19 protein-coding genes are annotated in these 23,306 nt (G+C 64.4%); 8 read left to right on the forward strand and 11 right to left on the reverse strand.

The window, feature by feature from the left end:
• Positions 1-119: 119 nt before the first annotated feature.
• From LB568_RS26165 to LB568_RS26175, 3 genes are all read right to left on the reverse strand, one after another.
• Complete coding sequence (locus tag LB568_RS26165) at positions 120-2,921, reverse strand: [protein-PII] uridylyltransferase (protein WP_224731632.1); 2,802 nt, start codon at positions 2,919-2,921, stop codon at positions 120-122.
• 89 nt (positions 2,922-3,010) lie between these two features.
• Positions 3,011-3,808, reverse strand: coding sequence for a glycosyltransferase family 25 protein (locus tag LB568_RS26170; RefSeq protein ID WP_013891433.1), 798 nt, complete (start codon positions 3,806-3,808; stop codon positions 3,011-3,013).
• A 210-nt stretch (positions 3,809-4,018) separates the two neighbouring features.
• Positions 4,019-4,861 (reverse strand): glycosyltransferase family 25 protein, encoded by an 843-nt coding sequence (locus LB568_RS26175; RefSeq protein ID WP_224731633.1) that lies wholly within the window; start codon positions 4,859-4,861, stop codon positions 4,019-4,021.
• Positions 4,862-5,050: 189 nt separating this feature from the next.
• On the opposite strand from LB568_RS26175, the gene LB568_RS26180 reads away from it, so the two are divergent.
• From LB568_RS26180 to LB568_RS26190, 3 genes are all read left to right on the forward strand, one after another.
• Positions 5,051-7,555, forward strand: coding sequence for a heavy metal translocating P-type ATPase (locus LB568_RS26180; RefSeq protein ID WP_224731634.1), 2,505 nt, complete (start codon positions 5,051-5,053; stop codon positions 7,553-7,555).
• 43 nt (positions 7,556-7,598) lie between these two features.
• Complete coding sequence (locus LB568_RS26185; RefSeq protein ID WP_224731635.1) at positions 7,599-7,991, forward strand: DUF305 domain-containing protein; 393 nt, start codon at positions 7,599-7,601, stop codon at positions 7,989-7,991.
• A gap of 85 nt (positions 7,992-8,076) precedes the next feature.
• Complete coding sequence (locus LB568_RS26190; protein ID WP_224731636.1) at positions 8,077-8,922, forward strand: aldo/keto reductase; 846 nt, start codon at positions 8,077-8,079, stop codon at positions 8,920-8,922.
• Positions 8,923-9,124: 202 nt separating this feature from the next.
• Here LB568_RS26190 and mutS read toward each other — a convergent pair whose 3' ends face one another.
• The gene (gene mutS / locus LB568_RS26195; protein ID WP_224731637.1) at positions 9,125-11,848 is read right to left on the reverse strand and encodes a DNA mismatch repair protein MutS; all 2,724 of its coding nucleotides are present in this window, start codon (positions 11,846-11,848) and stop codon (positions 9,125-9,127) included.
• A 211-nt stretch (positions 11,849-12,059) separates the two neighbouring features.
• Here mutS and LB568_RS26200 point away from each other — a divergent pair, with 211 nt between their 5' ends.
• Positions 12,060-14,339, forward strand: a complete 2,280-nt coding sequence (locus LB568_RS26200; protein ID WP_013891427.1) for an NADP-dependent malic enzyme — start codon at positions 12,060-12,062, stop codon at positions 14,337-14,339.
• A gap of 62 nt (positions 14,340-14,401) precedes the next feature.
• On the opposite strand, the gene LB568_RS26205 is transcribed toward LB568_RS26200, so the two are convergent.
• Both LB568_RS26205 and LB568_RS26210 read right to left on the reverse strand, forming a co-directional pair.
• Positions 14,402-15,088 carry an antitoxin Xre/MbcA/ParS toxin-binding domain-containing protein gene (locus LB568_RS26205; protein ID WP_224731638.1) on the reverse strand — a complete coding sequence of 229 codons (687 nt, stop codon included), beginning with the start codon at positions 15,086-15,088 and terminating at the stop codon, positions 14,402-14,404.
• A gap of 389 nt (positions 15,089-15,477) precedes the next feature.
• Positions 15,478-16,470 (reverse strand): adenosine kinase, encoded by a 993-nt coding sequence (locus tag LB568_RS26210; protein WP_140570392.1) that lies wholly within the window; start codon positions 16,468-16,470, stop codon positions 15,478-15,480.
• A 224-nt stretch (positions 16,471-16,694) separates the two neighbouring features.
• On the opposite strand from LB568_RS26210, the gene LB568_RS26215 reads away from it, so the two are divergent.
• Both LB568_RS26215 and LB568_RS26220 read left to right on the forward strand, forming a co-directional pair.
• Positions 16,695-17,597, forward strand: a complete 903-nt coding sequence (locus LB568_RS26215; protein WP_224731639.1) for a DMT family transporter — start codon at positions 16,695-16,697, stop codon at positions 17,595-17,597.
• Between the two features lie 88 nt (positions 17,598-17,685).
• Positions 17,686-18,396, forward strand: coding sequence for a sulfate transporter family protein (locus LB568_RS26220; RefSeq protein ID WP_224731640.1), 711 nt, complete (start codon positions 17,686-17,688; stop codon positions 18,394-18,396).
• Between the two features lie 199 nt (positions 18,397-18,595).
• Here LB568_RS26220 and LB568_RS26225 read toward each other — a convergent pair whose 3' ends face one another.
• From LB568_RS26225 to LB568_RS26245, 5 genes are all read right to left on the reverse strand, one after another.
• Positions 18,596-19,396 carry an isocitrate lyase/PEP mutase family protein gene (locus LB568_RS26225; protein WP_224731641.1) on the reverse strand — a complete coding sequence of 267 codons (801 nt, stop codon included), beginning with the start codon at positions 19,394-19,396 and terminating at the stop codon, positions 18,596-18,598.
• Between the two features lie 80 nt (positions 19,397-19,476).
• The gene (locus tag LB568_RS26230; RefSeq protein ID WP_224731642.1) at positions 19,477-20,325 is read right to left on the reverse strand and encodes a hypothetical protein; all 849 of its coding nucleotides are present in this window, start codon (positions 20,323-20,325) and stop codon (positions 19,477-19,479) included.
• A 77-nt stretch (positions 20,326-20,402) separates the two neighbouring features.
• Positions 20,403-21,062 (reverse strand): HAD family hydrolase, encoded by a 660-nt coding sequence (locus LB568_RS26235; RefSeq protein WP_013891420.1) that lies wholly within the window; start codon positions 21,060-21,062, stop codon positions 20,403-20,405.
• Positions 21,062-21,547, reverse strand: a complete 486-nt coding sequence (gene dut, locus LB568_RS26240) for a dUTP diphosphatase (RefSeq protein ID WP_013891419.1) — start codon at positions 21,545-21,547, stop codon at positions 21,062-21,064. The genes LB568_RS26235 and dut overlap by 1 nt, the downstream gene beginning before the upstream one ends.
• Positions 21,548-21,643: 96 nt before the next feature.
• Entirely contained in the window at positions 21,644-22,114 is a 471-nt protein-coding gene (locus tag LB568_RS26245) for an Lrp/AsnC family transcriptional regulator (RefSeq protein ID WP_013891418.1), read from the reverse strand.
• 114 nt (positions 22,115-22,228) lie between these two features.
• Here LB568_RS26245 and LB568_RS26250 point away from each other — a divergent pair, with 114 nt between their 5' ends.
• Together LB568_RS26250 and LB568_RS26255 are read left to right on the forward strand one after the other, a co-directional pair.
• On the forward strand, positions 22,229-22,477 hold the full coding sequence (locus LB568_RS26250) for a DUF6356 family protein (RefSeq protein ID WP_013891417.1): 249 nt from the start codon (positions 22,229-22,231) through the stop codon (positions 22,475-22,477).
• Positions 22,478-22,489: 12 nt separating this feature from the next.
• Complete coding sequence (locus tag LB568_RS26255) at positions 22,490-23,290, forward strand: class II glutamine amidotransferase (RefSeq protein ID WP_224731643.1); 801 nt, start codon at positions 22,490-22,492, stop codon at positions 23,288-23,290.
• Positions 23,291-23,306: the final 16 nt, after the last annotated feature.

Consider the following 23,306-nt stretch of genomic DNA (forward strand, 5'->3'; position numbering starts at 1 on the left):
AGGAAAAGTGTTAAACGGTTTTCCGTCCGGAATTGTGTTGAAACAAAAAGTTGGAGCTATTCGCCGTTTCCGTGAAACGGCGAATAGCTCTGGAGATTGGGACAAAGTGATGATGGCTCTCACTCGGCGGCCGCCTTGGCCCTGCCGCCGCGCTCCGGCGCGGCGCCTTCGAGCGTCGCTATCAGCCGGTTGCGGATCGTGGCAATGCGGGCCGGACTGTCGATTTTCTGGCCGGTAAGGTCGGTGACGTAGAAGGTGTCGATGACCTTTTCGCCAAAGGTGGTGATGTGGGCCGACGCAATGTCGAGCGACAGGTCGGACAGGGTTCTGGTGATCTCCGACAGCAAGCCAGGGCGGTCGAGCCCCTCGACCTCGATGACCGAAAAGCGGTTCGACAGAGCATTGCGGATTTCGGCGCGGGGCGGGATCTTGAACACCTTGGAGCCGCGCCGTGGCTTGGTGCGCTTCTCGATCATCTCCGGCAACCAACTCTTGCCGGACAGCACGTCCTCGATCAGCCGGCCGACACGCTCGGCGCGCCGCCGCTCGTCCTCGTCACGGTCGAACTCCCTCGAGATCAGGATCGTGTCGAGGGCGCGGCCGTCCGACGTGGTGAAGATCTGCGCGTCGACGATGTTGCCGCCGGCGCCGGCGCATGCCCCGGCAATGACGGAGAGAAGACGCGGATGGTCCTGCGCCAGAACGGTGATTTCGGTCACCGCTTCGAACTGGTGCGTCTTGACCATGGTGGCAAGCTTTTTGCCCGCCGCATCCGCATCGCGGATGAATTCGGCATGGCGAAGCTGGTCCGGCAGGTCGACGGTCAGGAGATAATTCTCGTAGTGCTGGCCGACATAGCGTTTGCGGGCCTTGTCGGGCCAGTCGGCGAGCGCCTCGGCCAGGCGCTCGCGCGCCGCCGCCGTCCGCTGCGCACGTGACACTTCCGAGAAGCCGCCGGTCAAAAGCAGTTCGGTTTCATAGTAGAGCGTGCGCAGCAACTGGCCCTTCCAGCCGTTCCAGACACCTGGTCCCACGCCCCGGATGTCGCAAACGGTCAGGATCAAAAGCATCTTCAGCCGCTCGACCGACTGCACGATCGCGGCGAAATCCTCGATCGTCTTGCGGTCGTTGAGATCGCGGGTCTGCGCCGTCATCGACATCACGAGATGGTTCTCGACCAGCCAGGCAACGGTTTCGGTATCGGCCGGCGACAGCCCCATATGCGGGCAGATGCGGCGTGCTATCCGGGCGCCGGCCTCCGAATGATCCTCTGGCCTGCCCTTGGCGATGTCGTGCAGCAGCACCGCGACGTAGAGCGCTTCGCGGCTCTTCTTCAGGCCAGGCATCAGCGAATGCGACAGCGGATGCACCTTCTCGCCGTCGCCGCGCTCGATCTCGGCCAGCACGCCGATACAGCGGATCAGGTGCTCGTCCACCGTGTAGTGGTGGTACATCGAGAACTGCATCATGGCGACGATCTTGCCGAAATCCGGGATCAGCCGGCCCAGCAGCCCGGCCTCGTTCATGCGGCGCAGGTTGAGCTCGGCATTGCGATCCGACGTCAAGATGTCGAGGAATAGCCGGTTGGCCTCCTCGTCGCGCCTGAGCGACTTGTTGACCAGGCCGAGCGAGCGGGTGAGCAGCTTCAGCGCATCGGGATGGAATTCCAGCCCGTGCTTGTCGGCGAACCAGAACAGTCTGAGCAGATTGACCGGGTCGCGTTCGAACACCTGGTCGTCGGCGATGTTGATGCGGTGGTTGTCGACAATGAAGTCCGACGTGCCGGCAAGCTTGCGCTTGCGGCGCTGGAAGGTGAGGAAGATGCGGTTGAAGCCAGGCACATGCTTGGCCTGCTCCTCCTCGAGCGCCGCGCAGAAGATGCGCGTGAGGTCGCCGACATCCTTGGCGACGAGGAAGTAGTGCTTCATGAAGCGTTCGACCGCCGACAGGCCGGGATGCGTCGTGTAGCCCAGTCGTTCGGCGATCTCGCGCTGGATGTCGAAATGCAGCCGCTCCTCGGCCTTGCCGGTGAGGAAATGCATGTGGCAGCGCACCGCCCACAGGAAGTCCTCGGCCTTCTGGAATTCGCGATACTCGGCATCGGTGAAGACGCCCTTCTCGACCAGTTCTTCTCCAGTGCGCACCCGGTAGAAATACTTGCCGATCCAGAACAGCGTCTGCAGGTCGCGCAAGCCGCCCTTGCCGTCCTTGACATTGGGCTCGACAAGATAGCGGCTTTCGCCGGCCTTGGCGTGGCGCTCGTCGCGTTCGGCGAGCTTGGCCTGGACATATTCCGGACCGGTGGTGCGCACCACCTCATGGTCGAAGCGCAGCATCAACTCGTCATAGAGCTTGCGCTCGCCCCACAGGAAGCGCGCCTCCAGGATCGAGGTGCGAATGGTGATGTCGGTGCGCGACAGCCGCAGGCACTCGTCGATGTTGCGGGTGGCATGGCCGACCTTCAGCCCGAGGTCCCACAGCATGTAGAGCATGTATTCGACTGTCTGTTCGCCCCACGGCGTCTGCTTGTAGGGCAACAGGAACAGAAGGTCGATGTCGGATCCCGGCGCCAGCGTGCCGCGGCCATAGCCGCCGACCGCAACCACGACCATGCGCTCGGCCGACGACGGGTTCTTCACCCGGTAGACATGGGTCGCGGCGAAATCGTAAAGCGCCCGGATCAGCTCATCCATCACATGCGACAGCCGCTCGGCGCAGGCGTTGCCGCCGCCATCCTGCCTCAGCATGGCCTCGGCTTTTCTGCGGCCCTCGGCGAGCCGGCCCTTGAGAAGCTGGAGAACGGCCGCGCGGATGACAGGGCTGGAACCATCGCCGGCGCTCGCCGCGGTCAGCGCTGTCATCTCGCGGCGCAAGGTTTCGCCGTCGATCAGTTCATCGAGCTTCAGGGAGATTTTCGCCATAGGTATCGGTCGGCCTTGCCTTTTGGGCGGCGTCTATAGCGCGTTTTCGCGGCGCTGGGTATGGGGCCGGCCGACAGCCCGGAATTGGCTTAGTCGATTGCCTCGATGGGGCCGAAGGGCACGACAATCTGCCGCCGCAGCCTGCAGAAGTCGGCGATCCACCTCATGGTCCGCCCGGCTTCCCGGCTGATTCTCACCGCCGTCGGCTTCCTCTGCCTTGTCATAAGCCCACTCGCGGTCCGCGCGGCATCTCGTTCCTGGTCGAGCAGGCTCGGCAGCCTGTAGCCGACGAACTGGTCTTGCGCGCAGAGGGCGGGAACAAGTTGGTAGATATTCCTGCCGGCCGACATAGCGGGGTTAAAGATGAGATCGTCGACAGCTATGTTGACTTGCGCCGTTGCCTCCAGAAACTCGCGCGCCATTTGCCGCGAGAGGAGATAACCCCCAGCCCCTGGATGGCCCTTGCGGAGCCGGACCGTGGAAAAACCGTGTCCGGCAGGGGCCCTTCTCCTCTGGATCACGGTTCTGGAGAAGAACGTCTCGAGCTTCACGACGTCCGCGTCCTCCGGAACCCAGCTCGTATCGCCCAGCAACGCACCGGCTCTGCCGGAAAACACCATGTCGTCCTCGAAGACGGCGCCGTACGGGGCGTCGTCCTGGGCGATGATCGTCCAGCAGGCACGATGGCTATGCAGGCAGGCGATCTCGCTGCCGGCGAGGGGCCGGATGGCATGTATCGCGTGCTGCGGCTGCTGCACCAGATTGGGATGTTCCTGGGCATCGATCCCCGCGACCCGCTCGAACCCAATGCCGATGCGGGCGAACTCCGATGTCATGTGGACAAGTCGGTCGGGAGATCGATCGAGATTGATGACCAGGCGCTTCATTTGACGAAATCGTTGTCTTCCGGGAGTGGCGGCGTTCTCTAGCACACCGGAGCCGGTGTCTGTTGACTTTTTAAGAGTATTTTGCGCCGTGATGAAATGATAGTGCCGAAATGGTCAATTTCTACTTTGCCGGCCACAGCAAGTTCGAAGCAGTGCCTGAACCAAAACTACCGGGCTTTCGGATACGGATCGGTCTTGCCCTTTGGGCGTCTAAAGCGCGTTCTCGTTGCCGCCGGCGGCCTGGCAAGACATCGGCTCTTCCGCCGGAGGATCGAGCGCAACGACCGTATAATGCCGCAGCTTGCAGTGATCGACGACCCACTCGACGACCCGCCTGATTTCTACCCTTACCTTCTCGGCGACGGGCTTTCTGCGCTTGATGGTCAGCCCGCTTGCGACCCATTCGGCTTCGCGCTCTTCGTAAAGCAGGCTCGGCAATCTGTCGCCCACGAACTGGTCCTGCGCACAGAGTGCAGGAACAAGCTGGTAGATCGTCTTGCTTGCCGACGTCGGGAACGCGGGGTTGAAGAGGAGATCGTCGGCAGCTGCGCTGGCCTGCGCGGTAGCTTCCAGGAGGTCGCGCGCCATCTGCCTGGAGACGATGTAGCCGCCGGTCCCCATATGGCTCCTGCGAAGCCTGAATAGGGAGAAGCCGTTGCCGACGGCGATCCTTTTCCTCTGGATCATGGTCTTGCTGAAGAATGTTTCGAGTTTGACGGCATCGGCGTCGGCCGGAATCCAGCCACTATCGGCCAGAATGGCACCGGCTTTCGCGGAGAACACGACGTCGTCCTCGAAGACGGCGCCATAAGGGGCATCGTCTTGCGCGATGATCGACCAGCAGGCGCGATGGCTGTGCATGCAGGCGACCTCGCTGGAGGACAGGTGCCGGACGGCGTAGATCGCAAATTGTGGCTGCAGCGCCAACTCAGGATGGTCACGGGCATCGGTCGCGACGATTCGCTCGAAGGCGATGCCGATGCGGGCAAACTCCGCCGTGATGTGGGCGAGCCGGTCGGGAGACCGATCAAGATTGATGACCAGACATTTCATTGATCTACCGGGATTTGAATTATTGTCGGAGGGCCGAGCGTTAGCACACGCAGCGCTACGGAATGTCGACTTTTTCTGGGCGAACAGCCGGGTTGAGCCTCGAAATACGAATAATCAAAACAGCCCTTGACCTTCCAGTTACTGGAAGCACTACCTCCGGCTGGAAGCAGTTGGAAAGAGGCCTTCGCAATGGCGCATTCAGATCACGATCATCACACGCATGGCGGCTGCTGCGCGCCGAAAAACGGGGCCGTGGACGTGGGCGCGGTCCTGCGCGATCCTGTCTGCGGCATGACCGTGGATCCGGCCGCAGGCAAGCCGACAGCAGAACATGGCGGCCGGCTCTATCATTTCTGCAGCGAAGGCTGCCGCACGAAATTCCAGGCGGAGCCGGAGAAATACCTGACGGCCACCGACCCGGTCTGCGGCATGGGCGTCGAGCGCGCCACGGCCAGGCACTTTGTCCGCCATGAAAGCCAGGGCTTCTATTTCTGCTCCGCCGGCTGCAAGGCGAAGTTCGAGGCGGCCCCGCAAGCCTATCTCGGCGACAGGCCGGCGCAGGCGCCGATGCCCAAGGGTACGCAATACACCTGCCCCATGCATCCCGAGATCGTCCGCGACAAGCCCGGTGCCTGCCCGATTTGTGGCATGGCGCTGGAGCCAATGGGCGTTCCGACTGGCGATGAAGGGCCTAATCCGGAGCTGGTCGACTTCACCAGGCGGTTCTGGGTCAGCGCGGCCCTGTCGATCCCGCTTCTGATCGTCGCCATGGCGCCGATGGTCGGCCTGTCGTTCGAGGGACTGGTCGGGGATCGCACAAAGGTCTGGATCGAGCTGGCCCTGGCAAGCCCGGTGGTGCTTTGGGCCGCCTTTCCCTTCTTCCATCGCGGCTGGGAATCGATCCTCAACCGCAGCCCCAACATGTGGACGCTGATTTCGCTCGGTGTCGGTGCCGCCTATCTCTACAGCGTCGTCGCCACGCTGTTCCCGGACATTTTCCCGCATCAGTTCCGCGGCCATGGCGGTGCGGTGCCGGTCTATTTTGAGGCCGCCGCCGTCATCGTCGCGCTGGTCTTCCTCGGCCAGGTGCTGGAATTGCGCGCCCGAGAAAAGACCGGCTCGGCAATCCGCGCTTTGCTCGATCTGGCGCCCAAGACAGCGCGACGGATCGCCGAAGACGGCTCCGAGAGCGACGTCCCGCTGGACGGCGTCAAGGCCGGGGACCGCTTGCGCATCCGGCCGGGCGAAGCCGTGCCGGTCGACGGCACCGTGCTCGAAGGCCGCTCTTCCATTGACGAATCGATGATCACGGGCGAGCCGTTGCCGGTCGAAAAGACCGAAGGCGACGCGCTGACCGGCGGCACGCTCAACAGGCAAGGCTCGCTGATCATGCGCGCCGAACGGATCGGTTCCGAGACCACGCTCGCGCGCATTGTCGAACTCGTCGCCAAGGCACAGCGCTCGCGCGCGCCGATCCAGGGGTTGGCGGACCGCGTTTCCTTCTACTTTGTTCCAGCCGTCGTCCTGGTTGCCGTCGCGGCCTTCATCGCCTGGGCGGTCCTTGGCCCCGAGCCCAGCCTGGTCTTCGCCGTCGTCTCGGCGGTCTCGGTGCTGATCATCGCCTGTCCCTGCGCGCTTGGGCTTGCCACGCCGATGTCGATCATGACCGCCACCGGGCGCGGCGCTCTTGCCGGCGTGCTGATCAAGGAGGCCGCCGCACTCGAACGCTTTGCCTCCGTCGACACGCTGATCGTCGACAAGACCGGCACGCTGACCGAAGGCCGGCCGAAGCTGACCGATATCGTAACTGCCAGCGGCTTTGCCGAGGACGACTTGCTGGGGCTTGCGGCAAGTCTCGAGAAGGGGTCTGAACACCCCTTGGCCGAGGCCATCGTCGAAGGCGCCGCGGCGCGCGGCGTGACCGTCGCCGACGTCGGCGATTTCGAGGCGACCACCGGCAAGGGCGTTTCAGGCACCGTGTCGGGCAAGAAGGTCGCGCTCGGCAACGCCGCGATGATGCGCGACCTCGGCGTCGATGTTTCCGCCGTTGCGGCCAGCGCCGAGGCATTGCAGGGCGACGGCAAGACGGCGATGTTCGTCGCCGTCGGCGGCAGGCTGGCCGGCATCGTCGCCGTTGCCGATCCGGTCAAGGCGACCACCGCCGAGGCGATCAAGGCCCTGCATGACAGCGGCTTGAGGATCATCATGGCCACCGGCGACAATGAACGCACGGCCAAGGCGATCGCCGGCAGCCTCGGTATCGATGAGGTGCGCGCCGGGCTCTTGCCGGAACAGAAGGCAGCGCTCGTCGACGAGTTGCGCGGCAAGGGCGCCGGCGTCGCCATGGCCGGTGACGGCGTCAACGACGCACCCGCGCTTGCCGCCGCCGATGTCGGCATCGCCATGGGTACCGGCGCCGATGTCGCGGTCGAAAGTGCCGGCATCACCCTGGTCAAGGGCGATCTCAACGGGATCGTGCGGGCCCGCGCGCTGGCCCAGGCCACCATCCGCAACATCCGCCAGAACCTGTTCTTCGCCTTCCTCTACAATGTGCTTGGCGTACCGGTCGCCGCCGGCGTGCTCTATCCGCTCACCGGCACGCTTTTGTCGCCGATGCTGGCGGCGGCGGCGATGAGCCTGTCGTCGGTGTCGGTGATCGCCAACGCATTGCGGCTGAGAACGTTGAAACTCTGATCCGAGCCCCCAAATACCGAATCCTTGCAACAGGAGACCATGAATGACCTTGGCTAAGAAACTCGTGCTTTTGCTGATGGCGGCCGGAATGCTGCTTGCCGTCTTCCTCGAAAGCGTCCCCGCGCAAAGCGAAGAGATGAAACACGACATGACCGGCATGGCAATGGGCGCGGAAAGCCCGTCGACCGAGGGCTACAAGGCGGCGATGGACAAGATGCACGCCGGCATGATGGCCTCGCAGTATACCGGCAATGCCGACGTCGATTTCGTCCGAGGCATGATCCCGCACCATCAGGGCGCCATCGACATGGCCAAGGTCGAGCTTGCCAATGGCAAGAATCCCGAAATCCGCAAGCTGGCCGAGGCGGTCGTCGCCGCGCAGGAGGCCGAGATCAAGCAGATGCAGGACTGGCTTGCTGCCCATCCGGTTAAATAGGGGTCCGACAGATCGCCGGGGGCGAGAACGCCTCTGGATTTCTCGCCCGGCCTGTGATGCGATCCGGCCCCGAACGGAGCCTGCCATGCCATCGACCGTCAGAACCACCACGCTGCCCTCCGGCGAAGCCATTGCCGTGCTCGGCCAGGGCACGTGGAAGATGGGCGAGGATATCAGGCGCCGTGGCGACGAGGTCGCTGCTCTCAAGCTTGGCCTCGATCTCGGCGTCACGCTGATCGACACCGCCGAGATGTATGCCAGCGGCGGTGCCGAGGAGGTCGTGGCCGAAGCCATAGCCGGGCGCCGCGCCGAGGTTTTCCTGGTCTCGAAAGTTCTGCCGTCGAACGCTTCGCGCGCGGGCGTGCAGCGCGCCTGCGAGAACAGCCTGAAGCGCCTCGCCACCGACCGCATCGACCTCTATCTCTTGCATTGGCCTGGCAGCGTGCCCTTGGCGGAGACGGTCGAAGCCTTCGAGGCGTTGAAGAAAGCCGGCAAGATTCGCCACTGGGGCGTCAGCAATTTCGACATCGAGGAGATGGAAGACCTCGCCGGCTTGCCCGATGGCGGTAATGTCCAGACCAACCAGGTGCTTTACAATCTGGTCCGGCGCGGCCTCGAGTTCGATCTGGCGCCCTGGAGCCGCAAGCGCGGCATTCCGCTGATGGCCTATTCGCCGGTCGAACAGGGTGCATTGGCGCGCAATGCCAGGCTCGACGCGGTCGCCGCCCGCCATGGCGCCACCGCGGCACAAATCGCCTTGGCCTGGGTGATGCAGCAGGACGGCGTCATCGCCATTCCCAAGGCCAGCAGCCAGGAGCACGTCCGCCAGAATTTTGCCGCGCTCGAGATCAAGCTTACGCGCGAGGATCTCGCCGATCTCGACCGCGCCTTCCCGCCGCCGACGCGCAAGCGCGGGCTGGAGATGATCTAGACAGCGCAGGTCGCGTTCCTTCACACCCCCCTCTGGCCTGCCGGCCATCTCCCCCGCAAGGGGGGAGATTGGACGTAACCTTGGCTTTCGCCAATCACCAACAGTGTAGGGTGAGCGGAGCGCGGGAGCTGCCGATCTCCCCCCTTGCGGGGGAGATGCCCGGTAGGGCAGAGGGGGGTGCTGTCCCGCCAGCCCTTACCGGCTACATCAACCCCTTCAGCCGATACAGCGCCTCCAGCGCTTCCCTCGGCGTCATCTCGTCGGGATTGATCTCGCCGAGCGCGGCGCCCAGGGCATCGCTCTTGACCGGCTTCGGTGCTTCGCGCTTCACCGCCACGGAAAACAGCGGCAAATCGTCGACCAGCCGGTTGGTCTTGCCGGAAACCTCGCCTTCCTCCAGCTGGTGCAGCACCTGTTTGGCCCGGTCGACCACCGCTTCCGGCAGGCCGGCGAGCCGCGCCACCTGGACGCCGTAGGAGCGGTCGGCCGCACCCTTGCCGACCTCATGCAGGAAGACGACGTCGTTTTCCCATTCCTTGACGCGCATGGTGACGTTGTGGAGCCGCGCCAGCTTGCCGGCGAGCGAGGTCATTTCGTGGAAATGGGTGGCGAAGATCGCCCGGCAGCGGTTCTTCTCATGCAGATATTCCACCGCCGCCCAGGCGATCGACAGGCCGTCGAACGTGGCGGTGCCGCGGCCGATCTCGTCCAGGATCACCAGCGCCCGCTCGCCGGCCTGGTTGAGGATCGCCGCCGTCTCGACCATCTCGACCATGAAGGTCGAGCGGCCGCGTGCCAGGTCGTCGGAAGCGCCGACGCGCGAGAACAGTCGGTCGACGACGCCGATATGGGCCGATGCCGCCGGCACGAACGAGCCGGTCTGGGCGAGGATGGCGATCAGCGCGTTTTGCCGCAGGAACGTCGATTTACCGCCCATGTTGGGGCCGGTCAGAAGCCAGATCGCGCCGTTTTTGGCGTTCCCCTCCGGCGAAAGGTCGCAATCATTGGCGACGAAGGGGCCGTCACCCGAACGGCGCAGGGCCTGCTCGACCACGGGATGCCTGCCACCTGCAATGTCGAAGGCGAGGCTCGAATCCACCACCGGCCGGCACCAGGCCTCGCTTTCCGACAAAAGCGCTAATGCCGCCGAGACGTCGAGCACGGCGAGCGCATCGGCGCCGGCGCGGATTTTTTCCGCCTCTCCGACCGCTTCCGCCGTCAGCGCATCGAAGGCGGCGAGCTCGATGCCGAGCGCCCGGTCGGCGGCATTGGCGATCTTGGTCTCGAGTTCGGCGAGTTCGGTCGTGGTGAAGCGCATGGCATTGGCCATGGTCTGGCGGTGGATGAAGCGCGCCTTGGCGCCATCGCTGCCGGTCATCACCGCATGATGGTTGGCGGTCACCTCGATGTAGTAGCCCAGCACATTGTTGTGCCGGATCTTCAGCGAGCGGATGCCGGTCTCCTCGATCAGCGAGCGCTCCAGCCCGGCGATCACTTTTCGCGACTCGTCGCGCAACGCCCGCATCTCGTCGAGTTCGCCGTGATAGCCGCCGCGCAGGAAGCCGCCGTCGCGCTTGAGCAACGGCAACTCCTCGCCAAGCGCCTGCGTCAGATGCCGGGCCAGCGCCTGGGGCAGCGCATGAATGGCGGCGAGTGCGCTCGCCAATTCCTGGGGCAGGGCGGTCGCGGCAAAGATTTCGGCGATGGCGCCGGCCGCCTCGAAACCGGCGCGCAATGCGCCGAGGTCGCGCGGGCCGCCACGGTTGAGCGCCAGCCTGGAAAGCGCGCGCGGCATGTCGGCGACGCTCTTCAGGCTTGTCCGCACCGCCTGGCACAGCCGCGTTTCGGAGCGGAAGAACGACACCGAATCCAGGCGCGCGCCGATCGCTGCCGGGTCGGTCAGCGGCGCCATCAGCCGGTCGGCGAGCAGCCGGGCGCCGCCACCGGTCACAGTGCGGTCGATCGCCTTGAACAGCGAGCCTTCTCGGCTGCCGGACAGTGTGCGGAGCAGCTCCAGATTTCCACGCGTCGCCGGATCGATGAACAGCGTCGAGCCCTGTTCCTCGCGCTCGGGCCGCGACAATGGCGGGCGCTCGGCCTTCTGCGTCTTCTCGACATAGGCAATGGCGCCCGAGATCGCCGACAGTTCGGCGCGCGAAAACGTGCCGAAGCTGTCCGGCGTCGCCACGTCGAAGAAGCGCGCGATGCGCCCGGTGGCGGAGGCCGAATCGAACAGCGATGGCGGCTGCGGGTTGGCGACCCGGCCAAGCACGTCGAACACCGGCTTCAGCTCGGCATCGTGGAACACCGGCTCGGCGACGATCAGCTCGCGCGGATCGACGCGAAAAATGTCGGCCAGCAGCCGCTCGGCGGTGGTCTCGGCGACGCGGAAGGCGCCGGTCGAGATGTCGATCCAGGCCAATGCGAAGGAATGGTCCGCCCCACCCTTCACCCGCCCGAGCGCCATCAGGAAGCTCGATTCCGACGGCGCCAGCAATTTGTCCTCGGTGATGGTGCCCGGCGTCACCAGGCGCACCACGTCGCGGCGCACCACCGATTTGGCGCCGCGCTTCTTGGCCTCGGCCGGATCCTCGATCTGCTCGCAGACGGCAACGCGAAAACCCTGGCCGATCAGCTTCTGCAGGTAGTCGTCGGCCGCGTGCACCGGCACGCCGCACATCGGAATGTCGTGGCCCTGGTGCTTGCCGCGCTTGGTCAAGACGATGCCCAGTGCCCGGCTGGCCTTTTCGGCATCGTCGAAGAACAGCTCGTAGAAATCGCCCATGCGGTAGAACAGCAGCGAATCCGGGTTCGCCGCCTTGATCTCGATGAACTGCTCCATCATCGGCGTGACGGCGGCCGCACCAGGCTGCGGCGGCGTCATCGCCTCGGGGGCGTCTGGCTCGTTCGGGCTGTGCATATTCATGCGCGGCACGCTAGCAGATGTGATTGCCCGGTTTAATGCCGGAGCCTCGAAAAGCAGGGGACGACTGGCTGGCCGCTTGCCGGCATTTGCGCGCCGGCCTGCGATTCCCGCGCGCTGGCGGTTTACACGCGGCGGCGCGTGGTCTTAATTCGGACCGAAACAAGGCACCCGCTTCAAGGAGGTGCTGCACCGGCGAGGAAATCAAGACATCATGGCCAGGAAAACCGAGAACAGCGGTCCGTCCGTCAGCGCGCAGGAAGCGCTCGAATTCCACGCGATGGGCCGGCCCGGCAAGCTGGAGATCGTCGCCACCAAGCCGATGACGACGCAGCGCGATCTCAGCCTCGCCTATTCGCCGGGTGTCGCCGTGCCGGTGCGCGCCATCGCCGAGGATCCGAGCCGCGCCTTCGACTACACGACGCGCGGCAACATGGTCGCCGTCATCTCCAACGGCACCGCCATTCTCGGTCTGGGAAATCTCGGCGCGCTGGCCTCCAAGCCGGTCATGGAAGGCAAGGCGGTGTTGTTCAAGCGCTTCGCCGATGTCGATTCGATCGATCTCGAGGTCGACACCGAGGATGCCGAGGAGTTCATCAACTGCGTGCGTTACCTCGGCCCCTCCTTCGGCGGCATCAATCTCGAGGACATCAAGGCGCCGGAATGCTTCATCATCGAGCAGCGCCTGCGCGAGCTGATGGATATCCCGGTCTTCCACGACGACCAGCACGGCACCGCCATCATTTCGTCCGCCGGCCTGATCAACGCACTGGAGGTCACTGGTCGCGACATGAAGACCACCAGGCTGGTCTGTAACGGTGCTGGTGCCGCCGGCATCGCCTGCATCGAGCTGATGAAGGCGATGGGTTTTGCCCCGGAAAACATCATCCTGTGCGACACCAAGGGCGTCGTCTACCAGGGCCGCACCGAAGGCATGAACCAGTGGAAGTCGGCGCATGCGGTCAAGACCGACAGGCGCAGCCTTGCCGAAGCGCTCGACGGCGCCGACGTCTTCCTCGGCCTCTCCGCCAAGGGCGCGCTGACGACCGCCATGGTGCAGTCGATGGCCAAGAACCCGATCATCTTCGCCATGGCCAATCCAGATCCCGAGATCACGCCGGAAGAAGTGGCCGAGATCCGCACCGACGCGATCATGGCCACGGGGCGGTCCGATTACCCCAACCAGGTCAACAACGTGCTCGGCTTCCCCTATATCTTCCGCGGTGCGCTGGATGTGCGGGCGACCACCATCAATGACGACATGAAGATCGCCGCCGCGCGCGCCCTCGCCGAACTGGCGCGCCAGGACGTGCCCGACGACGTCGCCGCCGCCTACCAGGGCAACAGGCCGAGATTCGGACCCAATTACATCATCCCGGTGCCGTTCGACCCGCGCCTGATCTCGGCCATTCCGCTCGCGGTGGCCAAGGCGGCGATGGATTCGGGCGTTGCCCGCAAGCCGATCCTCGACCTCGACCGCTACGCGCAGGAACTGTCCGCCCGGCGCGATCCGATCGCCTCCACCTTGCAGCGCATCTATGACCGCGTGCGCCGCCAGCCCAAGCGCATCGTCTTCGCCGAGGGCGAGGAGGAGCAGGTGATGCGCGCCGCCGTCTCCTATGTGAACCAGAAACTCGGCACCGCCATCCTGCTTGGCCGCGACGACGTCATCAAGGAGAACGCCAAGCACGCCGGCATCGACCTCAACAAGCAAGGCATCGAGATCATCAATGCCCGGCTGTCGCGCCGCAACGGCATCTACACCGACTACCTCTACGAACGCATGCAGCGCAAAGGCTTCCTGTTTCGCGATTGCCAGCGCCTGATCAACAACGACCGCAACCACTTCGCCGCCTGCATGGTGGCGCTGGGCGATGCCGACGGCATCGTCACCGGCGTCACCCGCAACTATTCCACCGCCCTCGACGACATCCGCCGCGTCATCGACGCCAAGCCTGGTCACCGCGTCATCGGCGTCTCGATCGTGCTGGCGCGAGGCAAGACCGTGCTGGTCGCCGACACCGCCGTGCACGACATGCCCAACGCCGAGCAGATCGCCGACATCGCCGAGGAAGCGGCCGGCTTTGCCCGCCGCATGGGCTACGAGCCGAGGCTCGCCATGCTCGCCTATTCCACCTTCGGCCACCCGCAGGGCGAGCGTTCCGAGCGCGTCCAGGAGGCCGTGCGCATCCTCGACAAGCGCCGCGTCGACTTCGAGTATGACGGCGAAATGGCCGCCGACGTCGCGCTCAACGCACGCGCCATGGCACAATACCCGTTCATCAGGCTGACCGGCCCGGCCAATGTGCTGGTCATGCCGGCCTTCCACTCGGCCTCGATCTCGACCAAGATGCTGCAGGAACTCGGCGGCTCGACGGTGATCGGCCCACTGCTGGTCGGCCTCAACAAGCCGGTGCAGATCGTGTCGCTCAATGCCAAGGATAGCGACATCGTCAATATGGCGGCGATCGCGGCCTATACGGCGGGGACTTGAGCGGCGATCCGGGCAGCAGGCAAGAGCCGATTGTGAGCCTGTGAACGCTTTTCCAGCGAAGCTCAGCCCGGCGCGAAAACCCGCGCGGCCTCGACCACCTCGTCAACCTGATCCGCTCGCAGCAGATCGATCGGTATGCGGCCGTCGAGTTGCGCCGCCGGGCGTGTAAGCCACAGCCAGGCGAGCCTCGGATTGCCGATCAGCTTGAGCACGTCGATTATGCCTGCCACCGGCCTGCCGTCGACGAACTGCGCCAGCGGGAAAACGTGTTTGCGGCCGCCCTTGCGCAAGGCGATGACATCGCCGCGTCGTTGCCAGCGGTGCAGGGTCGAGCGGGCGATGCGCAGGTTTTCTTCCAGATAGGTCGAGCCGGCGACGCGGCCAGCCCAGTCCTCGATCAGCATCGATTCGAGGTCGTCGGATTGCGGGGAAGGTGGTTCGCCGGCCGACAACGGCACCGGCAGGCCGGCGGTGCCGGCTTCGCTGCGGCGCGCCGCTTCAGCCGCGAGCGCGCGCACGAATTTCTGGGCAAGGCCGGGAAGGTCGGCATGGATGGTATCGATGGCGCGCTGGTGTTTCGGCGATAGCGAGGTGACGGCGGACGCTATGCTGCCGGCAATCTTGCCGACGGAGACCACGGTGGATTGGTTTATGGCCTCGTCATAGTGGGCAAGCGCGCGTTCGACGTCCTCCGCGACCATCTCCGCGAAGTCGTCCTGCCCGAGACCGGTTGTCTGAAATCTGTTCATGCATCTGTCTTCCGGGCCGCGCTCCTCCCTTAGCTGCGGCCGGTTGCTGAATTTCTAGTGCTGAAAACGAAGATCGCGGCGGCAACGACCCGCGCCGCCCGACAGCTTGCTGCCTTGCATTTTTGAACATCCCATCTGATTGCGGGCGCCCCGAAATGTCAGTCGCGGGAGGCTCGCGATTTCGTGTAGGAGCGATATGTGACAGTGACGCGACGGTGAGCAGCGGGGCGCTTTTTCCTCCTCCCCTTGTGGGAGAAGGTGGATCGGCGCGCAGCGCCGAGACGGATGAGGGGTGCGTGACGGATCGCCGTCCTGTCAAGCTGGAGCACCCCTCATCCGTCGCCTTCGGCGACACCTTCTCCCACAGGGGGAGAAGGAAAAAGTGCCCCCTACAACAACCCCGCCTGCTCGGCCTCGCGGCGCAAATTCTGCCTTGGCCTTGGCCCGATCTGCTGGATCACCAATCCGGCCGCCAGCGAGCCAAGGTCACCGCAGGTCTTGAGGTCGCGGCCTTGCGTGTAGCCATGCAGGAAGCCGGCGGCGTAGAGGTCGCCGGCGCCGGTCGTGTCGACCAGCTCCTTGATGGCGGTGGCCTTGATGACCACGGTCTCGTCGCCGCGCACGATGACGGAGCCTTTCTCGGACCGCGTCACGGCGGCGATTCGGCAATCCTTGCGGATCTGCGCCAGCGCCTCGTCGAACGACGATGTCTGGTAGAGCGACTTGATCTCGTGGCTGTTGGCAAAGACGATATCGACGGTGCCCGAGCGCATCAGCTCGAGGAATTCGTCGCGATAGCGATCGACGCAGAACGAATCCGACAGCGTCATCGACACTTCGCGGCCTGCCGCGTGCGCCAGTCTGGCCGTCTGCCGGATCGCTTCCTTGGCGCGCGGAGGATCCCACAGATAGCCTTCGAAATAGGTGACCTTGGCGCCAGACGCCTTGTCGGCCTCGACGTCCTCCGGCCCGAGCTCGACGCAGGCGCCGAGATAGGTGTTCATCGAGCGCTCGCCATCGGGGGTGACGAAGATCATCGAGCGGGCCGTCGGCGGCTCGCCCTTGAGTGGTTTGGTGTCGAAGGCGACGCCCTGGGCATGGATGTCGTGCGCGTAGATTTCGCCCAGCGCATCGTTGGAAACCTTGCCGAAGAACGCGGCTCGGCCGCCGAAGGAGGCGACGCCGGCCGCCGTGTTGCCGGCGCTGCCGCCGGAGGCTTCGATCGCCGGACCCATGCGGCTGTAGAGCAGTTCGGCGCGGTGGGTATCGATGAGGTTCATCGCGCCCTTGATGATGCCGTTGGTTTCGAGGAATTCCTCCTCGCACTGGGCGATGATGTCGACAATGGCATTGCCGATGCAAAGCACGTCATAATCCGGCATCAATATCTCCGCCAAAAACCAGAGCCAGCTTCTTGCCACGCAGGCCGGGCGCGGGTCTAGCGATTCGAAACGGCTTTGCCTAGAGCGCGGCACTCAACTTTGGCGGATCATCCCAGCGCATCCACGTGAGGCGCTACGACAATTCGACCGTGGCCGAAGCATTTTGTCGCGACCTTGCCTACAACTCTGGCCTGTTCGATCACAGCCCGAAGGCGAGCCAGCGGATGCCGACACGAAACGATACAACGACCGACCTGGCGCTGCTCGGCGTGCTGGCCGTATTGTGGGGCGCCTCCTACACCTTCATCAAGATCGGCGTCGAGACGATCCCGCCGATCACCTTCATTGCCGCCCGCACCTTGATTGCCGGCACTATTCTTCTGGCCATCATCCATTGGCGTGGGCTTGCCATGCCCACAGACGCGGCGAACTGGCGCCGCTTCGCCTTCCAGGCATGCCTCAACAGCGTCGTCCCGTTCACGCTGATCGCCGCCGCCGAGCGCTCGGTGGATGCCGGCCTCGCCACCATCCTGAACGCGACGTCGCCGATCTTCACCTTCCTGCTCACCGCGCTGATCACCCGCCATGAACAGGTCACGCTGCGCAAACTGGTCGGTGTCGGCGCCGGCATTGCCGGCATCTGCCTCATCATCGGTACCGAAGCGCTGGGCGGTCTCGGTCATGAACTCTGGGCACAAGTCGCCATCGTCGTGGCGACGGTCTGCTATGCCGGCGCCGCGATCTTCGGCCGTGGCTTCAAGGGCCTCGATCCGATGCTGCCGGCCGCCGGTTCCATGCTCTGCGGCGCCGTTATGCTGGTGCCGCTCAGCCTGGTGGTGGACCAGCCCTGGACGCTCACGCCATCTCTGGCGTCGATCCTGGCGCTGCTCGGCCTCTCGATATTCTCGACGGCGCTCGCCTTCGTCATCTATTTCCGCCTCATCCACACGCTGGGCTCGGTCGGCACGACGTCGCAGGCCTATCTGCGCGTGCCGATCGGCGTTGGCATCGGCGCTGTCTTCCTCGGCGAAACCCTGGGGCCGACTGTATGGCTCGGCATGGCTTGTGTCGTTGCCGGCGTCGCGGCCATGACCATCCCGGTTCGCAAACCGGCGCTTGCAAGATAGCTGCGCGCTTGTGCTCATGGCTTGGGCTGCCTATCTCGGGGAGCGTCCGTCCATTCGGCGGTGTCTGCTCATCGAGGGTTGAAGCACGGTGATTTTCGACGCTGCCCGTACCGCGGCCCTTGAGCTGCTCTCGTCGCCTTTTCGGGCCGTCTTCCTCAAGACGCTGGGCTTGACCCTGCTGGCGCTGGTCGCCCTGTGGTTCGGCCTGACCAGCCTTGTCGAATGGCTGGCCTTGCCATGGCTGCAGACGCTGTTGCCGGGCATACCGTCCTGGGCCGGCTGGCTGGGCGGCATCATTGCGGCAATTGCGCTCGCTTTCGGCATGGCATTGCTCGTCGCGCCGGTCACGGCCGCGATCGCCGGCCTGTTCCTCGACGATGTCGCCGAAGTGGTCGAGCGCACCGACTATCCCGCCGATCCGCCCGGCCGCGCCATGCCGGCGCTGCGCTCGCTGGTGCTGGCGATAAAGTTCTTCGGCGTCGTCATCCTTGGCAACATCGTCGCCCTGTTGCTTCTGCTGGTGCCGGGCATCAACATCGCCGCCTTCTTCATCGTCAACGGCTATCTGCTCGGGCGGGAATTCTTCGAATTCGCCGCCATGCGCTTCCGTCCGGAGGAGGAGGCCAGGGCCTTGCGCAGGCACCATGCCGGAACGGTGTTCCTCGCCGGGCTGGTCATCGCAGCCTTCCTCGCCGTGCCGCTGCTCAACCTGGTGACGCCGCTTTTCGCCGCCGCCATGATGGTGCACCTGCACAAGGCGATTTCGGCGCGCGAAGCGGCACACCGCTCGCGGGACTAGAGCATTTCACCGTTTCACGGAAACGGCGAACCGCTCTATCTCTTTGTTTTTACGCAATTCCGGACGGAAAACCGTGTCACACTTTTCCTGGAATTGCTCTAACTCGGCTCAGCGGCGCAGGAATCCACCAGTAGGGATCCTAAGCGGCGCGCCGCCGCTTTGCATGTCGACGACGGCCAGCATCATGCGCCCGGCCTGTTCATGAGGACTCGCGGAACAGCGCCTGCAACTTGCCGAACGGCATGGCGGCGCGGGTGAAGCCGAACGTGCCATCCTGCTGGATCTCGCGCGCCGCCGTCTCCAGCATGCCGTAGGCGAAATTGGTCAGCCACGACCCCAGTGAGATACGCTTGACCCCTGCCATGGCGAGATCGGCGATGGTGAAGCCCGGTTTAGCCAGTACGTTCACCGGCTTGCTCACCGCCGAACAGATCGTGCGCACCATCTCGATATCGCTGATACCAGGCGCATAGAGCACGTCGGCGCCGGCCTGCTCGAAGGCCTGCAGCCGCTTGATGGTGTCGTCGAGGTCGGACTTGCCCCACAAGAAGTTCTCGGCCCGCGCCGTGAAGACGAAATCGCGCTTCAGCGCCCGCGCCGCCTCCACCGCCGCCGCGACGCGCTCGACCGCGTGGGCAAAATCATAGATCGGCTTGTCGGGATCGCCGGTGTGGTCCTCGATCGAGCAGCCGGCAAGACCCGCCGCTTCCGCCGCGAAGATCGTCTCGGCGGCCTGCTCGGCGCTGTCGCCCTTGCCTTTTTCGAGATCGGCCGAAACCGGCAGGCTGGTCGCCGCCGTCACGTCGCGGCAATGATGGATCATCTGGTCGAAGGTCACGGCGCCATCCGGCAGGCCGCGCGAAAAGGCAAAGCCGGCGCTGGTCGTCGCCAGCGCCTTGAAGCCGAACGAGCCAAGCAGCTTCGTCGTGCCGACATCCCAGGGATTGGGCATGACGAAGGTCGAGGCATGCAGGTCGCGAAAGATCTTACCCTTGTCCATGGCAATTCCCCCATAGTGTGCAGTGCGATGGCACGGATTTTAGCTTGCCCGCCTTGCCCGGGCAAACGAATGCGCGGGGTTCAGAAGCGTTTCTCGTTCTCTGCTGCCAATCTTTCGAACGCGTCGGAATCCTTGACGTAATGCGTCTTGTCCCAATGGTAGGTGACGGAAATCTCGTGCGACGCAGCCTTGGGCGCGGCCTCGTCACAGCTTTCACGGCTCGGCACGGTGGTGTCGGTGACTGTCGCCTTGATAGCGGCATAAGGCTGTCCGTCAGCGATGGTCTGGAACCCGATGTCCTGCCTGCGGCTGTAGGCGCATAGCTTCTCATCGAGCGTATAGATCATGTCGACCAGTTCGAACCTGTCCTTGGCAACCATGATCAGCGGCGTCGCCACATAGTTCTGGTTCGAATTGAAATGCGCGCTCATGGTTATGAGTGCGTCGTCTCCGTCGCCGATCGAAAGCTTGTTCGGCTCGCGGAAATAGGTGCTGCGGTCGACCGCGACATTGGCCGCGTCGAGCAATTTCGGCTTGGCCGTGATGTCGTAGAGCGCCAGCACCGCGTAGCCCTCGGCGCTGTCGGGAGAATCGCCAAGGTCGAACAGCATCGCCAGCCGGTCCTTGCCGCCGGCCTTGATGGCCAGCACCGCGGCATTGAAAAAGCCCGAGGTCTCGGGTGGCGAACCGCCATCGTCCGGTCCCTCGATGTGGCGCATGTCGATGGGCGACCCGCCCTTGTAGAAGCCGTCCTTGTCCGCGGCGAGATCAGGGATGACCATCCTGGCAAGATCGAGATAGATCACATCGGCGCGGCCGGGCAGCGCGCTGCCGAGATCCGGAAAGCTGACGGCTTGCGCTCCGGCTACAGCCCACGAGAACGGCAGCAGCACCAAGGCGATGATGAAGCGAAAGAGATTCGTTGGCATGGACGCCTCGGCTGTCGGGCGCACGGACCGTAGCACAGCGCCCTACGGCGTCCAGCCCGTCCATCAAGCCCGGCGGATCAGTGGATCGGCACCAGTCCCGCCAGTTCGCGCATGTCGTCGAACAGGATGCCGCCGGCGTGGATCAGGCCATCGCGGTCGGAATAGGGGTCGCCATGGTAGGAAAACACCCGCATGCCGGCGGCAATGCCGGCCTGCGTGCCGGCGACGCTGTCCTCGATGACGATGCAGTCGGCAGGCGGAAAACCCATCGTCTTGGCCGCATGCAGGAACAGGTCGGGGAACGGTTTGCCGCGCGAGACCATGGTGGCGCTGAACATCGCATGTTCGAACAGCGGCAACAGCCCGGTCTGGCCAAGCGTGATGTGCATCTTCGAGATCCGGGCCGACGTGGCGACGCAATAGGCGATGCCGGCCGCGCGAACCGCCTCGATGAACTCGCGGACATAGGGGATTGCCTCGACGCCGTGGGCGAACAGGTCCGGCAGGCCGGCGTTCCAGCGATCGACGAAGTCGGCACCGAGCCGGACTTCGGTCTGCGCCTCGATCTCCTTCTGCACCGACACCATGCTGCGGCCGGAGAAGTTCTTGCGGCAATATTCGAACGTCGTTGGATAGCCGGCCGCGGTGAGCCATTCGGCGAGGCGTCGGTTGGCGAGATTCTCCGTGTCGACCAGGATCCCGTCGCAGTCGAAGATGACCAGCTTTGGGATTTGCATCAGGCGGTGCCGGTCGATCCGAACCCGCCCGAGCCACGCGCCGTGCCGCCGGCCAGTGAGCGCTCTTCGACGCCCACCTGCGTCACCGCGGCGAAAACCAGCTGGGCAATGCGCATGCCGCGCGTCACGGCGAAATCCTCGTCGCCGAGATTGATCAGCAGCACCTTCACCTCGCCGCGATAGTCGCTGTCGACCGTGCCCGGTGAATTGAGGACGGTAAGACCATGTTTGAAAGCCAGGCCGGAGCGCGGCCGCACCTGGCCTTCCATGCCTTCGGGGATTTCGAGGATCAGCCCGGTCGGCACAAGAGCGCGCTTTCCCGGCAGGATCAGCAGCGGCCGGTCGTCAGGCACCGCCGCGCGCAGGTCCATGCCGGCGGCGCCGGCGCTTTCGTAAGCGGGAAGCGGTAGTCCTTCAGCATGCGGCAACCTGACGACGCCGACAGTTGGACCGATGACGGAGGAGTTTTGGAGGGCTGCGCGCATAAAATCGATCCTATCGGCGCGATTGCCGATTCGGTCAATTCGCCCGCAAGCCTATCAACGGCTTTCTTTCAGGCATCAGTATGGCCTGAGTACACCTTAGCGCACTTCCATAGGAACCACCGTCGTCTCCTTGATCTCCTCCATCACGAAAGAGGCGGAGACATCCGACAGCGCCACCTTGGCGATCAGCCGCTGGTACAGCCGGTCGTAGGCTTTCACGTCGGCGACGCGGGCGCGCAGGACATAGTCGAGATCGCCGGACATGCGGTAGACGCCGGTGATCTCTGAAAGACCGGTCACCGCCGCGCGGAACTTCTGCAGCCAGTCGGGATCGTGATTGGACGTGCGGACCAGAATGAACACCGAAAGGCCAAGTCCGAGCTTCTCGGCATCGACCAGCGCCACCCGGCCGGTGATGACGCCATCCTCCTCGAGCCGCTTGACGCGCCGCCAGCAGGCATTGCGCGACAAGGCCACACGTTCCGACAGCTGGTCGACCGACAGCGTGCCGTCGCGTTGCAATTCGGTCAGCAATTTCCGGTCGATTTCATCGATATTCAGCGCCATGTGGGATGTGTGTCCCACAAAATGGCAAAACACAAGGACATTTTGAGACCAATGAACCTGCAAAGCGTGTCAGGATACTCATATCGGAACCTGAAGCGCTGAAGGGGAGCCAGCATGTCGGTCGCAAGGATTTTCACGTCTCATCCGGCCAAGGTCGGCGAGACCTATTTCAGCCACATGGCCTTTGCCGGCTGGTTCTCCTCGCGCCTGCTGATGGCGGCCAGTGCCGCGCTCGTTCACGCTTTCTTGCCATTTCTGTTTGAGACTACCGCCAGCCGAATCGTCCGCGAGCTTTACGAGCGGACGCATAACAGAGGCACACACGCGACCAATGAGCCCACGGGCCTTCTGGATCGCGCCTAAAGGACGATAGCGATGTGCCGGTGGGCGGCCTATCTCGGTGAAGCGGTCTTTCTCGAAGACATCCTCACCGCGCCCTGCCACTCGCTGATTGCCCAGAGCCATTGCGCCCAGGAAGCGAAGTCGCCGACCAATGGCGATGGTTTCGGCCTTGCCTGGTATGGCGACCGGCCGGAGCCCGGTCTCTACCGCGACATCCTGCCGGCCTGGTCCGATCCCAATCTGAAGAGCTTATGCCGGCAGATCAAATCCGGCTTGTTCCTTGCCCATGTGCGGGCCTCGACCGGCGGTGCCACCAGCCGCATGAACTGCCATCCGTTCATCTCGGGCCGTTGGTCGTTCATGCACAATGGCCAGATAGGCGGCTTCGAAAAGATCCGCCGCGCGCTTGAGAACACGCTCTGCGACGCAGTCTTCGACCAGCGCGAAGGCACCACCGATTCCGAATTGTTCTTCCTGCTGATGATCGATGAGGGACTGGCCGGTGACCCGCAAGGCGCAGTGTCGCGCGCCGCCAGCCGCGTGCTCGAAGCCTCGCGCCGCGCCGGCCTCGAACCGGCGCTGAAGCTCACCGCCGCCTTCTCGGACGGGCAGGCGCTGCATGCGGTGCGCTATGCCACCGACGCTCACGCGCCGACGCTCTACACCTCCGCCCTGCGAAAAGGCGGCGGCCGCTGCATCGTGTCCGAACCCTTCGATCGCGAGGGCGGCGATTGGCAGGCCATCCCGCCGTCGAGCTTCGTCACCATGACCCGCGATGGCATCGCCATTCGACCGTTTGCGCCCGCATCCGCCAGGCTGGCCTTGGCCCTCTAGGTCGGCGCCGCGACAC

It is taken from the genome of Mesorhizobium sp. B263B2A (assembly GCF_020165775.1).
GTDB classification, from domain to species: Bacteria; Pseudomonadota; Alphaproteobacteria; order Rhizobiales; family Rhizobiaceae; genus Mesorhizobium; species Mesorhizobium opportunistum.